This is a genomic window from Pseudomonas sp. BN414 (genome assembly GCF_029871275.1).
GTDB classification, from domain to species: Bacteria; Pseudomonadota; Gammaproteobacteria; order Pseudomonadales; family Pseudomonadaceae; genus Metapseudomonas; species Metapseudomonas resinovorans_C.
The window spans coordinates 441,096-455,525 of the sequence record NZ_SSOL01000079.1 but is presented as its reverse complement, the minus strand read 5'-3'; the positions used below and the strand labels follow the sequence as shown (position 1 = coordinate 455,525).

Here is a 14,430-nt window from a genome sequence, read left to right as displayed (position 1 = left end):
CGGGCTTTTTCATGTCTGGCGATCACCAGCCGGATGGCAACAAGTTGAGCGCGCTACAGATGGCATACGCGGCGCTGGCCAGGTAGATCATCACAATGAACACCTGGATCAGCGGATGAGCGATCCAGCCACACTGCCAGGCCGGTTGCAGATCACCGTGGCGACGAGCAGACCGCAGCATGAGGATCGGCATGATGGACAGGATCACGCCGCTGAAGGCACCGGCGAAGTACAGTGCGTTAACGAACCCGACCATGCCGCTGTAGGCCAGCAGGAAGGGTGGTACGCACACGATTGCGAGCACCAGAAGACGGGTCTTCGGCTGATTCTCCGGACCGAGCTTGTGAAACTTGTCGAAGATGTTGGTCAGGAAGCTGCCACCCAGCCCCCAGTAGGAAGTCAGCATGGCGCAGAGGGCGAATGTGTTGGCGGTGTAGAACGCCCACTGCCCCAGCGCCTGGCCCCACGCCAGCGTGGCGACTTCGGACTGGTTTTCCAGCCCGTTCAGGGAAATCACTGACATGGGCACGATCGCCAGCAGGCAGAAGGTCACCAGCATGCCGGTAATCACCGCCTTGGGCAGTTGCGACGGTGCATGGCTGAATCCACGGGCCATCTCCGGGACTATGTACTGCGCGGAGAAGCAGAACACCGCGATGTTGAATACCGGCACCATGTAGATCCAGTCGCCTTCCAGCAGGCGGGCAACGTCGGTGTTCTCGTTGACCAGGGTAGCGACCACCAGCAGCACGATCATGCTGACCATGCCGATGCTGATGAACTTTTCACCCTTGCCGATCGCGCCCAGGCCGAGATAGAGCACCAGCGCCGCCGGCAGGAAGAACAGCAGGCTGCCCAGCGCTGGACTGATGCCGAAGAAAGCGCTGAGGATCTTGCCGCTGCCGCTCATATAGGCGATCAGCGCGCCGATGCTGTTGACCGCGACCGAAAGGAAAATGGCCCAGGCACCGAACGACCCCACGTAGCGCTGGGCGAGGCCGCTCAGCTGGTTGTGGGTACGGGTCCGCAGCGCGGTTTCCGATACGTACAGCATGGAAATGGTGGTGAATACGCCCGCCACCGCGAGCCACAGCAGCAAGGGCATGAAGCCCGCCTTGCGGCTGGCGTAGGCCATGGAGAGTACGCCCGCCCCAATGTTGGTGCCTACGATCATGGCGACCGCTTCAAGGAAGCTCAGCCGATGGACCGCCAGCCCCGACGAATCGACTGGCTCCGCCCCAACCTGATCCTGGTAAGACTGGACCCTGGTTTCACTCATAACAGCACCCTCAACAACACATTCACGTTTTCAGGAGGCCCCTGACCTGAAGCTGCCATGGCCTTTCCGTCAAACGATGAATCGGGCACTGCGGGACAACGGGATTGCGGACGCCTCCTGGCGGTGGCCCCACGCGGGGACCATCCCCAGCGACTCTTGCGCGAACCGCTCTGGGACGCCCTGTTCGGGCGGCGCGCACCTTAGCACAGGAGGTTTCAGGGTCTAGCAGGAATGGCCCCGACCTTGGTCGAATAGCCTGTCGGAAGCGTCGGAGTCAGACGTCCTTGCGCGCGGCGCGACGGGCTTGGAAGAAGCCGGAAAGCATCTCGCTGCACGCCTGCGCCAACACCCCGCCCTCCACCAGCACCCGGTGATTGAGGAACTCCTGGTTGAAGAACTGGCCACGGCTGACCACCACGCCCGCCTTGGGCTCGGTGGCACCGTAGACGACGCGGGTAATCCGCGAATGGACGATGAGCCCGGCGCACATGCTGCAAGGCTCAAGCGTGACGTAGAGGGTGCTTCCCACCAGGCGATAGTTCTCCAGGCGGCTGGCGGCGTCGCGTACGGCCACCATCTCGGCATGGGCACTGGGGTCGTGGCCGGAGATCGGGCAATTGAAGCCGCGCCCGACGATCTCGCCGTCCTTCACCAGCACCGCGCCTACCGGCACCTCCCCCAGCGCCGCGCCCTGCTGGGCCAGGGAGAGGGCTTCACGCATGAAATGTTCGTCGCGGCTGCGGTCGATGATCTGGGGCTGGCGCATGGCGGGTTCAGACAACCTCGATGGCGGCCATCAGACCGGTTTCCATATGGTCGATGACGTGGCAGTGGAACATCCAGATACCCGGGTTCTCCGCCACCAGCGCGATGCGCGCGGTCTCGTTCTTGCCCAGCAGGTAGGTGTCGGTGAAGTACGGAATGATCGACTTGCGGTCCGAGTCCAGCACCTTGAACGCCATGCCGTGCAGGTGGATGGGGTGCAGGTACTGGGCCATATTGCGCAGCTCGAAGATGTAGTGGCCATCCTTCTTCAGCCGGGCGATGGGACGGTCCGCGCAGGTCTTGTCGTTGATGTCCCAGGCCTTGCCGTTGATCTGCCAGTAGTTGCTCGGACGTCCGGCGGCGCTGGCCAGGGTCGCCGCCCACTCGAAGTTGAAACGCAGCACCTGGGCCTTCTCCAGGTCGGGCTCGGGCACCGGGTTGTCCGGCAGCGGCGCCGGCCAGTCGCCGGGCGCTGCGCTGCTGGCCACGCTCTTCAGCGTCGCCAGGCGCAACGGACCATTGCGCAGTGGCACCTCGGTGCCTTCGGCCGGCACCTTGATCGCCAGTTCGATGCGCATGCCCGGCCCCAGCCAGTACTCCTTACCCAGGTCGCGCGGTTTCACCGGGTGACCATCGAGGGAATAGATGCGCGCTTCGCCACCCGGCAGGTTGAGCCGGTAGGTGACGGTGTTGTCCAGGTTCAGGATGCGCAGGCGCACCACTTGCCCCGCGGGCAGTTCGATGGTCGGCAGCGACTTGCCGTTGACGGTGCTCAGGCGGCCACGGGTGCCTTCACGGGCCGCCTCGCGGGGGACGCTGAAGGCAGTGAAGGCGCCTTCCTGGTCCACATGCCAGGTCTTCAGGCTGAGCACTTTCTCGTGCTTGAAGCCGGAAGGTTCACGCTCTTCGACGATCAGCGGACCCACCAGGCCGCGCCCCAGCTGATGGGCGCTGGACAGGTGCGGGTGGTACCAGAAGCTGCCGGCGTCGTCGGTCTTGAAACGGTAGTCGAAGTACTCGCCGGGCAGCACCGGCAACTGCGAAACGTAGGGAACGCCATCCATTTCCAGGGGCACACGGATGCCGTGCCAGTGGATGGTGGTGGGTTCGTCGAGCTTGTTGATGAAGCGCACCCGCAGCCAGTCGCCCTGGCGCGAGCGCAGCTCCACGCCCGGTGCCTGACCGCCATAGGCCCAGGCAGGCGTGGTGTGACCTGGAACCAGTTCGAGATCCAGCGGCGCGGCGATCAGTTCGTAATCGTGGGTCTTGGCATCCAGGGTGCGACCCAGCCAGTAGCGGGCGCCACCGGCACCAAGGCCGACAACGCCGAGGCCGGCAAGGCCGCCGAGAATCTGTCTGCGAGTGAAGGACATGGGGTCAGGCTCCTCTGGGGAAGAACGGGGCTGTCCCATCGGCTAATCGAACCAGCCTCTGTCGGGCCGGCTTTGGGGCGCACAAGATACACCCAGGGGCTGTGAAAGATAAGTAAAAGCATCTGCATCGGCCGCGACCGATGGGCGCAGCAGCCGGTCCGCGCCAGGTCTAGGCTGAAAGTGAGGTCCGACTCTCTACAGAGGAACGTCTCCGTGCATCCCACCCGCCGCCAAGTGATGCAACTCGGTCTCGGCGGCCTGGTGCTATTGAACTGGCCGCGTTTCGGCCAGGCCGATACCACCAGGACCTGCCGCCTCAGCCCGGCGCAGACCGCCGGCCCCTTCTACCTGGAAGATGCGCTACTGCGCCAGGACATCACGGACGGCAAACCGGGCACTGCCTTGCGACTGCAGTTCGAGGTGCTGCAGCTCGACAGCTGTCGCCCATTGGGTGATGCCGCCCTGGAGATCTGGCACTGCGATGCGCACGGCGCCTATTCGGGCGTGGGGAGCGACGCGACGAGCCGTTTTCTGCGTGGCGTGCAGATCACCGACGACGATGGCCGCGCGGAGTTTCGCAGCATCCTCCCTGGCTACTACCCCGGCCGAACCAACCATGTGCACCTGAAGGTGCATCTGAGCGAGCGGGATATCCACACGGGGCAGCTGTACTTCCCCGAATCGCTCATCCGCCCGGCGATGGCAAAACCGCCCTACTCCCACCCCGGCCAGGATTGGACACCCCGGGAGCAGGACTACATCTATCGCCGGCAGGGCGGGGAACAGTCGGTTGCTGAACTGGTGGAGGATGGCGACGGATTCATTGCACGCCTGACGCTGGTGGTCGATACCCGCGCCAATACGTAGGTTGGGCAGAGCGCAGCGAAGCCCAACCTACAAGAGCAGTGCCTACCAGGCCGTGAAAACAAAACCGGCCAGGCTTTGAGGCCTGGCCGGTTCCGTTTCGCTAGCGCTTGCGCACTCGCATCATTCCCACTCGATGGTCGCCGGCGGTTTGCTCGACACGTCGTAAGTGACGCGGGAGATGCCTTCGATCTCGTTGATGATGCGGTTGGAGACGGTCTCCAGCAGCTCGTAGGGCAGGTGCGCCCAGCGAGCGGTCATGAAGTCGATGGTTTCCACTGCGCGCAGGGCCACGACCCAGGCATAACGGCGGCCATCGCCGACCACGCCGACGGATTTCACCGGCTGGAACACCACGAAGGCCTGGCTGGTCTTCTGGTACCAGTCGGCCTTGTGCAGCTCTTCGATGAAGATGTGGTCGGCACGACGCAGCAGGTCGGCGTATTCCTTCTTCACTTCACCGAGGATGCGCACGCCCAGGCCGGGGCCGGGGAACGGGTGGCGGTAGACCATGCTGTAGGGCAGGCCCAGCTCCAGACCGATCTTGCGCACTTCGTCCTTGAACAGCTCACGCAGCGGCTCGACCAGTTCGAACTGCATGTCTTCCGGCAGGCCACCGACGTTGTGGTGGGACTTGATCACGTGGGCCTTGCCAGTCTTGGCGCCGGCCGACTCGATCACGTCGGGGTAGATGGTGCCCTGGGCCAGGAACTTGATGCCCTGCAGGCGGGTGGCTTCCTCATCGAACACTTCGATGAAGGTGCGGCCGATGAGCTTGCGCTTTTCTTCCGGGTCGGCGACGCCGGCCAGACGAGAAAGGAACTTCTCTTCTGCGTTGGCGCGAATCACGCGTACGCCCATGTTCTCGGCGAACATGGCCATCACGTGGTCACCCTCGTGCAGGCGCAGCAGGCCGTTGTCGACGAAGACGCAGGTCAGCTGGTCGCCGATGGCGCGGTGCAGCAGCGCCGCTACCACGGAGGAGTCCACGCCGCCGGACAGGCCCAGCAGCACCTTGGACGAGCCCACCTGGGCACGGACGGTGGCGATGGCGTCTTCGACGATGTTGGACGGGGTCCAGAGGGCGGCACAGCCGCAGATCTCCAGCACGAAGCGGGAAAGGATACGGCCGCCCTGCTTGGTGTGGGTCACTTCCGGGTGGAACTGCACGCCGTAGTAAGCGCGGTGATCGTCAGCCATGGCGGCGATCGGGCAGCTCGGGGTGCTGGCCAGGATGTGGAAGCCGGACGGCATGTCGGTGACCTTGTCACCGTGGCTCATCCAGACGTCGAGGCCGAGTACGCCGTCGTCATCGATATGGTCTTCGATGCCGTCCAGCAGGCGGGCCTTGCCGACCACGTCGACACGGGCGTAACCGAATTCGCGCAGGTCGGAACCCTGCACCTTGCCGCCCAGTTGCTCGGCCATGGTCTGCATGCCGTAGCAGATGCCGAACAGCGGCACATTCAGGTCGAACACGGCCTGCGGCGCGCGCGGGCTGTTGGCTTCGTGCACCGACTCGGGGCCGCCGGCGAGGATGATGCCGCGCGGCGCGAAGGCGCGAATCGCCTCGTTGCTCATGTCGAACGGGTGGATTTCGCAGTACACGCCGATCTCGCGCACACGACGGGCGATCAGCTGGGTGTACTGGGAACCGAAGTCGAGGATCAGGATCCGGTGGGCGTGAATGTCTTGGGACATGGCCATCTCTCGTTACGGAATTCACAAACGACACGGGGCTGAATCAGACAGCCCCGTGACGCACTAGCTTTCAGTCAGCCTCAACCAACGCGGTAGTTCGGGGCTTCCTTGGTGATCTGTACGTCGTGGACGTGGGACTCGGCCATGCCGGCGCCGGTGATGCGTACGAACTGCGGCTTGGTACGCATTTCCTCGACAGTGGAGCAACCGGTGTAGCCCATGGAGGCACGCAGGCCGCCCATCAGCTGGTGGACGATGGCGGTCAGGGTGCCCTTGTAGGGAACGCGACCCTCGATGCCTTCCGGAACCAGCTTCTCGGCACCGGCCGAGGAGTCCTGGAAGTAACGGTCGGACGAGCCCTGGGACTGCGCCATGGCGCCCAGCGAGCCCATGCCGCGGTAGGCCTTGTAGGAACGGCCCTGGAACAGCTCGACCTCGCCCGGCGCCTCTTCGGTACCGGCGAACATGGAGCCCATCATCACGCAGGAAGCACCCGCCACGATGGCCTTGGACAGGTCACCGGAGAAGCGGATGCCGCCGTCGGCGATCAGCGGGATGCCGGAGCCGGCCAAGGCAGCCGCGACGTTGGCGATGGCGGAAATCTGCGGTACGCCGACGCCCGCGACGATACGGGTGGTGCAGATGGAACCCGGGCCGATACCGACCTTGACCGCGTCAGCACCAGCCTCGGCCAGGGCCTTGGCGGCGTCGCCGGTGGCGATGTTGCCGCCGATCACCTGGACGTGCGGGTAAGTGTTCTTGACCCAGCGCACGCGCTCGATCACGCCCTTGGAGTGACCGTGTGCAGTGTCCACCACCACCACGTCGACACCTGCGGCAACCAGTGCGGCAACGCGCTCGCCGGTATCGGCGCCAGTACCTACGGCTGCGCCTACGCGCAGGCTGCCTTGGGCATCCTTGGACGCCAGCGGGTAGGTCTTGGCTTTCTCGATGTCGCGGAAGGTCACCAGGCCGCGCAGGTAGAAATTCTCGTCGACTACCAGCATCTTCTCGATGCGGTTTTCGTAGAGCTTGGCCTTCATCTCTTCCAGCGGGGTGCCTTCACGAGCGGTGACCAGCTTGTCCTTGGGAGTCATGATCGCAGCGACGCTATCGCCCACGTTCGGGCGGAAACGCAGGTCGCGGCCGGTCACGATGCCGACCAGTTCGCCCTCTTCCACCACCGGGAAGCCGGAGAAGCCGTACTCACGGGCGATCTGCAGCAGCTCGATGATCTTGGTGGAGGGAGTGACGGTCACCGGGTCACGGACAATCGCGGTCTCGTGACGCTTGACCTTGCGCACCTCGGCAGCCTGCTGCTCGATGGTCATGTTCTTGTGGATGATGCCGATGCCGCCTTCCTGCGCCATGGCGATGGCCAGACGCGCTTCGGTCACGGTATCCATCGCCGCGGAAACCAGCGGGATGTTCAATTCGATGCCGCGGGTCAGGCGGGTCTTGAGGCTGACATCCTTCGGCAGAATCTCGGAATATCCCGGAATCAGGAGAACGTCGTCGAAGGTCAGGGCTTCTTGGCTGATGCGCAGCATGGCGGGGGCTCCCAGGCGGGAAAATTGGAAGCGCGCCATTATAACGAGGCCACGGCCTCCGCTCAACGCAGCCGATGGACTGCAGAGCGTTTCCCGCAAAAAAACATGCCAAGCCGATCAGTGGTCGTCAGCCGTCGGTTCGCACCTGGCGCACGGCGAACCCCAGCCGATCGCTGAAAGCATCGAGAAATGCCGGGGTAAAGCGGGTTTCACCCCAGCCGTTGAAGATGAACCCCAGGTTGGAAAAACCACAGGGCTGAAGGAAGAGGAAACCGTTGATGTCATCCTCGAAGCCGCATTCCGGGCAGCTGAAATTGTCCGTTTGCCCCGGCCACCACTCCTCCAGGCTCTCGAACAGCGGCTCTCCCACCTCCTGACGGCACTCCGGACAACCCGCTTCGTTGAGGAAATTCCGCGTGGGTGTATAGATGCAGCGCTTGTCCACCAGTTCGAGGCCATTCACCGGCTGGCCGAAAGGCAGGCGCTCCGGATTCTCCACCACCTGGCGCGCGCCAGCGGCGATGGCATAGGCCATGCGATTGCCGCGCAGGCCACAGGTGCTCGGCAGTGCCGCGACCACCTCGCGCCGCGCCAGCCAGCGCAGCATGCGCCCCGCCAAGGCCTGATGGCCGGGCACACTGGAAATCTGCGGCACGATGATCAACTGGCTCGATTCCATCGCGGGTCTCCTGCTTGGGTGGAAAGGGCGCGCAGCTTAACCGTCGCCCCTCACTCGTCAACTATGGCGCATGGCGACAAAGCCATTATCATTTCCCCCCATGCTCAAAGACCCCTTTCAACGGCTCGGCCTCGACCGCGAGGTGCTGACCGTCAGCCAGCTCAACCAGCGCGCCCGCCATCTACTGGAGGACGTGTTTCCGCAGGTCTGGGTGGAAGGCGAGATCTCCAACCTCGCCCGCCCCGCTTCCGGCCATCTCTACTTCACCCTCAAGGACGCCCAGGCCCAGGTTCGCTGCGCGTTGTTCCGCCAGAACGCCCAGCGTGTTCGCCAGGCACTGCGCGACGGCCTGGCCGTGCGGGTGCGCGGCAAGGTCTCGCTGTTCGAAGGACGCGGCGACTACCAACTGATCGCCGATGCAGTAGAGCCGGCCGGTGATGGCGCCCTGCGCCTGGCGTTCGAGGCGTTGAAAGAGAAGCTCGCCGCCGAAGGGCTGTTCGCCGCCGAACGCAAACGCCCCCTGCCTGCCCACCCGCAACGCATCGGCATCATCAGTTCGCCCACCGGCGCCGTGATCCGCGACATCATCAGCGTGTTCCGCCGCCGTGCGCCGCAGGTGCAGCTGACCCTGATCCCCACGGCCGTCCAGGGCCGTGAAGCCACCGCGCAGATCGTTCGCGCCCTGGCGCTGGCCGATGCGCAGGGCTTCGATGCGCTGATACTCGCCCGGGGTGGCGGTTCCCTGGAGGACCTCTGGTGCTTCAACGAAGAAGCCGTGGCGCGCGCCGTGGCCGCCTGCCAGACGCCCATCGTCAGCGCCGTGGGCCATGAAACGGACGTTTCCATCAGCGACTTCGTTGCCGATGTACGCGCCCCTACCCCATCGGCCGCTGCCGAACTGCTGGCGCCCGACGCAAACGAGCTGCAGCAGCGCCTCGATAGCCTGCACCGCCGCCTCGTCCTGCGCCTGCGGGAACAGCTGACCCGTGAACGCCTGCGCCTGGACGGTCTGTTCCGACGCCTGCGTCATCCCGGCGAACGCTTGCGGCAGCAAGCCCAGCGCCTGGACGACCTGGACATGCGCCTGCGCCGCGCCTTCGAGCGCCGCCAGCAGATTCGTGCCGAGCAACTGGCTCGCCTGGACACCCGCCTCGCCGCACAGCATCCGGGGCGCAGCCTGGCACTACTGCGACAGAAGCTCGACAGCCTCGCCGAGCGCCTGCCCCGCGCCGCCCGTGATGCCCTCAAGGACCGTCGCCAGCGCCTCGACGCCCTCGCCCAGACCCTGCACGTGGTCAGCCCCCTGGCCACACTCGGGCGCGGCTACAGCATCCTGCTCGACGAACGCGGCCAGGCCGTTCGCGCCGCCAGCCAGACCCGCCCCGGCCAGCGCCTGAAGGCCCGACTCGGGGAAGGCGAGCTGGATGTGCGTGTCGAAGACAACCACCTCACCCCCGTGAACCTCTCCCTGCTGGATTGATAATGCGCCTGCTTGCCGCCCTGCTCCTCTGCCTTGCCCTCCCCGCCCATGCCGATGGTTTCATCACCCGCCTGCTGAACAAACCGGTGCCGGGTGGCGTGGCGGTGGTCCAACTGGGCAACGGCGCCCAGGCCCCCACCGCGCAATACCAGGGCAAGCCCGTGCTGGTGGTGAAGGAAGACGGCCGCGACTGGATCGCCATCGTCGGCATTCCGCTGGGTACCAAGGCCGGCCAACAGCAGATCCAGGTCAGCGACGGACGCAAGCTGGCGTTCGCCGTTGGTCCTCGCACCTATCGTGAACAGCGCATCAAGCTGGCCAACACACGGCAGGTGAACCCGCTGCCGGAAGACCTCAAGCGCATCGACCGCGAACTGGCCGAGCAGACCACTGCCTACCGCCGCTTCAGTCCCGGCTCGCCGAGCAACCTACTGTTCGACAAGCCGGTGAACGGCCCGCTTTCCAGCCCCTTCGGCCTGCGCCGCTTCTTTAATGGCGAGGAGCGCAACCCGCACTCCGGCCTGGACTTCGCCGTGGGTGCCGGCACGCCGATCAAAGCACCGGCAGCGGGCAAGGTGACCTTGATCGGCGACTACTTCTTCAATGGCAAGACGGTGTTCGTCGACCATGGCCAGGGCCTGATCAGCATGTTCTGTCACATGTCGAAGGTAGAGGTGAAGCTCGGCCAGCAATTGCCTCGCGGTGGCGTGGTCGGCCGCGTCGGCGCAACCGGCCGTGCCACCGGACCGCACATGCACTGGAATGTCAGCTTGAATGATGTGCGAGTGGACCCGGCCATTTTCATCGGTGCCTACAAACCCTGAGCGACATCCGCGCTTACAGCCTCGGTTTGGGCCGGTGGGACGGATTTGTTATGGTCCGGCGCTTTCCGGGACCCGCCCTGTGCAGCGGATAGATAAAGGGAGCAGCCCATGCAAGACGAAGTCACCCACTGGCTGATGTGGCTGAGACAGCACAACGAATTGCACACGGTCGTCTCCACCAGCGTCCTCATCCTCCTGGCCTGGGTTTCCAACTGGATAGTCCGCCGCATTCTCCTGCGCGGCCTGTTCCGCGTTACCGGCGCGCATATACAGGACCACGGCCTGATCAAGCGCCTGGCCAACGTGGTGCCCGCCCTGGTACTGGCATTCGGCGTCAAGGTCGTACCGAACCTGCCCGGCGCGCTGGTGGAAGTGATCACCAACGTCTGCGCCGCTTTCATCATTCTCACCATCGCACTCGCCCTGAGCGCTGCGCTGAACATCGTCAGCAGCCTCTACCAGCGCCGCAAGGACGCCCACCTGCGGCCCATCAAGGGGTACGTGCAGGTGCTGAAGATCGCCATCTTCGCCATCGCAACCATCCTGATGATCGCCAGCCTGATCGACCGCTCACCGCTGATCCTGCTCTCCGGCCTGGGTGCCATGGCGGCGGTGCTGCTGCTGATCTTCCAGGACACCCTGCTTTCCCTGGTGGCCAGCGTGCAGATCACCTCCAGCGACATCATTCGTGTGGGCGATTGGGTGGAGATGCCGCAGCTCAACGCCGACGGCGACGTCATCGACATCGCCCTGCATACGGTGAAGGTGCAGAATTGGGACAAGACCATCACCACCATCCCCACCAAGCGTTTCATCACCGACTCGTTCAAGAACTGGCGGGGCATGCAGGAATCCGGCGGCCGGCGGATCAAGCGCTGCCTGTACCTGGACCAGAACAGCGTGCATTTCCTCAGCGCGGATGACATCGACCGCCTGCACCGCGTCCGCCTGCTGGACGGCTACCTCAAAGCCAAGGAAAGCGAGCTGCTCAGCTGGAACAGCCAGCTGGATGAATCCCTTCGCCTGCCCATCAACAGCCGCCAGCTGACCAACATCGGCACCTTCCGCGCCTACGTCGAGCACTACCTGCGGGAGAACCTCGACATCCGCAAGGACATGACCCTGATCGTGCGGCAGTTGGCCCCCACCGCCGACGGCCTGCCCCTGGAGCTTTACTGCTTCACCAATACCACCGCCTGGGCGAGCTACGAGTCCATCCAGTCCGACATCTTCGACCACTTGCTGGCGATTCTTCCCGAGTTCGGCCTGCGGGTGTTCCAGCACCCCAGCGGCGCGGACATGCGCGCACTTCGACTGCCAAACGCCGAGTGAGCCGGGCACTGCCCGCGGATTGCCCAACACCGGGCTTTTTGCGGGCGAGCTACTCCACCCGAAAAAAGCAGCGCAATCATCTCTAGAAAACCTCATAAATCGCGCAATAAATTCCTCCATTGCAAATTCTTGCGCTCTTTTTCGCTGTTTTTTTAACAATGCTTGCCATATTCACGCACGATGAATAGGGTTAGCCCCTATGAAAACCGCACACACTCTCATCCTTCTGCGTCAACACGCCTGCCTGCGACTGGTCAGCCCACGACTGCGTGGCTGAATCCCACCTCCGCCGCACCCGCCGACTTCAATGCCTGGCCGACCACCATACGGCCCGCAGTAAAAAGGATTTGCCCCATGAGCATGCTGAAAGACCCGTCCCGCAAATATCGCGCCTTCCCCGCCATCAATCTGCCGGACCGTACCTGGCCGTCGAAGACGATCACCGAAGTGCCGATCTGGTGCAGCTCCGACCTGCGTGACGGCAACCAGTCGCTGATCGAGCCCATGGATGCGCAGAAGAAGATGCGCTTCTTCAAGACCCTGGTGCAGGTGGGCCTGAAGGAAATCGAGGTGGCTTTCCCCTCCGCCTCGGATACCGACTTCAACTTCGTTCGCGAGCTGATCGAGGGCGGCCACATTCCGGATGACGTGACCATCCAGGTGCTGACCCAGGCACGTGAAGACCTGATCACCCGTACCTTCGAATCCCTGAAGGGCGCGAAGAAGGCCATCGTCCACGTCTACAACGCCACCGCGCCATCCTTCCGCCGCATCGTCTTCAACCAGGACAAGGCCGGTGTGATCGAGATCGCCACCAGCGCCGCCAGGCTGATCAAGAAGCTGGCCGCCGAACAGCCGGGCACCGACTGGACCTTCCAGTACTCGCCGGAAATCTTCAGCTCCACCGAGCTGGATTTCGCCGTGGAAGTCTGCGACGCGGTAATCGACGTCTGGCAACCGACCCCCGAGAAAAAGATCATCCTCAACCTGCCGGCCACCGTGGAATGCGCGACGCCGAACGTGTACGCCGACCAGATCGAATGGTTCGGGCGTCATGTCAGCCGCCGCGACTCGGTCATCATCAGCCTGCACACCCACAACGACCGTGGCACGGGCGTCGCCGCCACCGAACTGGGCCTGATGGCCGGTGCCGATCGCGTGGAAGGCTGCCTGTTCGGTAACGGCGAGCGCACCGGCAACGTCGACCTGGTGACCCTGGCGCTGAACATGTACACCCAGGGCCTGCACCCGCAACTGGACTTTTCCGACATCGATGCCGTGCGCAAAGTCGTCGAAGAGTGCAACCAGCTGCCGGTCCACCCGCGTCATCCGTACGTGGGCGACCTGGTGCATACCGCATTCTCCGGCTCCCACCAGGACGCCATCCGCAAGGGCTTCGCCCAGCAGAAGGAAGACGGCGCCTGGGAAGTGCCCTACCTGCCGATCGACCCGGCCGACATCGGCCGCAGCTACGAAGCGGTGATCCGTGTGAACAGCCAGTCCGGCAAGGGCGGCATCACCTTCCTGCTGGAGCAGGAATACGGCATCAGCCTGCCGCGCCGCATGCAGATCGAGTTCAGTCAGGTGGTGCAGAAGGAAACCGATCGCCTGGGCCTGGAAATGACTGCCGAGCAGATCTACAAGTTGCTGGACGCCGAGTACCTGCAAGCCGCTACCCCATTCACCCTGAAGGGCCATCGCCTGCAGGAAGAGAATGGCACCAGCGCCGTGGATATCGAAGTTCAGTTCAACGGTGAAACCCAGCACCTGCGCGGCATGGGCAAGGGCCCGCTGGAAGCCCTGGTGGCCAGCTTGCCGGTGAAAGTGGAGATCATGGATTACTCCGAGCACGCCATCGGCGCCGGCACCAATGCCAAGGCCGCCGCCTACATCGAACTGCGCGTCAACGGCGGCCGTGCCCTGCACGGTATCGGCATCGACGAGAACATCACCACCGCCAGCTTCCGTGCCCTGTTCAGCGCCCTCAACCGCGCCCTGAGCCAGGCCGAGGCCGAAGCGGCCTGAGGCTGATGCTGCAATAAAAAACCCCGCCATCCGGCGGGGTTTTCTTTTGTGGGCGGCCCTTCTCCTGTGGGGGCGATTTCAATCGCCAAGCGGGCCGAAGGCGCGCCACTGGTATTCCATGGGGCGGCTGCGCCGCCCTTGGCGAATGAATTCGCCCCTACATTAGAGCGACACCCGCTCTAGCCCTGCTGCTGCCAGTGGCACTTGCCCCAGGCGCACATCGAATCCAGCACCGGTTTCAGGCTGATGCCATGTTCGGTCAACCTGTACTCCACCCGCGGCGGCACCTCGGCATACACGGTGCGCGAGACGATACCGTCGCGCTCCAGCTCCCGCAGCTGCTGGGTCAGCATCTTTTCGGTGATGCCCGGCACCAGCCGCTTGAGCTCGGAGAAGCGCCGCGCCTCGGGGATCAGGTGGTAGACCAGCAGCGACTTCCATTTGCCGCCGATCACTGCCAGCGTGACCTCCACCGGCGTGTTGTAGACCTTTTCTCCCGCCACGAGCAGGTTGCCCCCGGTAGGTATCGGCTTGTGCTCGCTCATGGATTAACCCCGA

The 14,430-nt window shown here is 64.1% G+C and carries 12 protein-coding genes; 5 read left to right on the top strand and 7 right to left on the bottom strand.

All coding sequences use genetic code 11. The features are described from left to right. Positions 1-22: 22 nt before the first annotated feature. The 3 genes from E8E95_RS29960 to E8E95_RS29950 all read right to left on the bottom strand — a co-directional run bounded on the left by E8E95_RS29960 (position 23) and on the right by E8E95_RS29950 (position 3,417). Positions 23-1,279, bottom strand: coding sequence for an amino acid permease (locus E8E95_RS29960; RefSeq protein ID WP_280356028.1), 1,257 nt, complete (start codon positions 1,277-1,279; stop codon positions 23-25). A 274-nt stretch (positions 1,280-1,553) separates the two neighbouring features. After that, positions 1,554-2,045 (bottom strand): tRNA adenosine(34) deaminase TadA, encoded by a 492-nt coding sequence (gene tadA, locus E8E95_RS29955; protein ID WP_179061680.1) that lies wholly within the window; start codon positions 2,043-2,045, stop codon positions 1,554-1,556. A gap of 7 nt (positions 2,046-2,052) precedes the next feature. Continuing rightward, positions 2,053-3,417: a multicopper oxidase family protein gene (locus E8E95_RS29950; RefSeq protein WP_280356025.1), complete on the bottom strand. Its 1,365-nt coding sequence runs from the start codon at positions 3,415-3,417 to the stop codon at positions 2,053-2,055. Between the two features lie 213 nt (positions 3,418-3,630). Here E8E95_RS29950 and E8E95_RS29945 point away from each other — a divergent pair, with 213 nt between their 5' ends. Beyond that, positions 3,631-4,284, top strand: a complete 654-nt coding sequence (locus E8E95_RS29945; RefSeq protein WP_280356024.1) for an intradiol ring-cleavage dioxygenase — start codon at positions 3,631-3,633, stop codon at positions 4,282-4,284. Positions 4,285-4,404: 120 nt separating this feature from the next. Here the strand turns inward: E8E95_RS29945 and guaA are convergent, their stop codons facing one another. From guaA to E8E95_RS29930, 3 genes are all read right to left on the bottom strand, one after another. Then, positions 4,405-5,982 (bottom strand): glutamine-hydrolyzing GMP synthase, encoded by a 1,578-nt coding sequence (gene guaA, locus E8E95_RS29940; protein ID WP_280356022.1) that lies wholly within the window; start codon positions 5,980-5,982, stop codon positions 4,405-4,407. 80 nt (positions 5,983-6,062) lie between these two features. Further along, entirely contained in the window at positions 6,063-7,532 is a 1,470-nt protein-coding gene (gene guaB, locus E8E95_RS29935; protein WP_179061684.1) for an IMP dehydrogenase, read from the bottom strand. Positions 7,533-7,659: 127 nt separating this feature from the next. Then, on the bottom strand, positions 7,660-8,211 hold the full coding sequence (locus E8E95_RS29930; RefSeq protein WP_280356019.1) for a sugar ABC transporter ATPase: 552 nt from the start codon (positions 8,209-8,211) through the stop codon (positions 7,660-7,662). Between the two features lie 100 nt (positions 8,212-8,311). On the opposite strand from E8E95_RS29930, the gene xseA reads away from it, so the two are divergent. The 4 genes from xseA to leuA all read left to right on the top strand — a co-directional run bounded on the left by xseA (position 8,312) and on the right by leuA (position 13,872). Next, a complete protein-coding gene (gene xseA / locus E8E95_RS29925; protein WP_280356017.1) occupies positions 8,312-9,691 on the top strand; it encodes an exodeoxyribonuclease VII large subunit in 1,380 nt (459 codons plus the stop codon). Between the two features lie 2 nt (positions 9,692-9,693). Then, positions 9,694-10,515, top strand: coding sequence for a peptidoglycan DD-metalloendopeptidase family protein (locus E8E95_RS29920; protein WP_280356015.1), 822 nt, complete (start codon positions 9,694-9,696; stop codon positions 10,513-10,515). Between the two features lie 108 nt (positions 10,516-10,623). Continuing rightward, on the top strand, positions 10,624-11,847 hold the full coding sequence (locus E8E95_RS29915) for a mechanosensitive ion channel family protein (RefSeq protein ID WP_280356013.1): 1,224 nt from the start codon (positions 10,624-10,626) through the stop codon (positions 11,845-11,847). 354 nt (positions 11,848-12,201) lie between these two features. After that, positions 12,202-13,872, top strand: coding sequence for a 2-isopropylmalate synthase (leuA, locus tag E8E95_RS29910; protein ID WP_280356011.1), 1,671 nt, complete (start codon positions 12,202-12,204; stop codon positions 13,870-13,872). 179 nt (positions 13,873-14,051) lie between these two features. Here leuA and E8E95_RS29905 read toward each other — a convergent pair whose 3' ends face one another. Further along, positions 14,052-14,417 carry a helix-turn-helix domain-containing protein gene (locus E8E95_RS29905; protein ID WP_280356009.1) on the bottom strand — a complete coding sequence of 122 codons (366 nt, stop codon included), beginning with the start codon at positions 14,415-14,417 and terminating at the stop codon, positions 14,052-14,054. Positions 14,418-14,430: the final 13 nt, after the last annotated feature.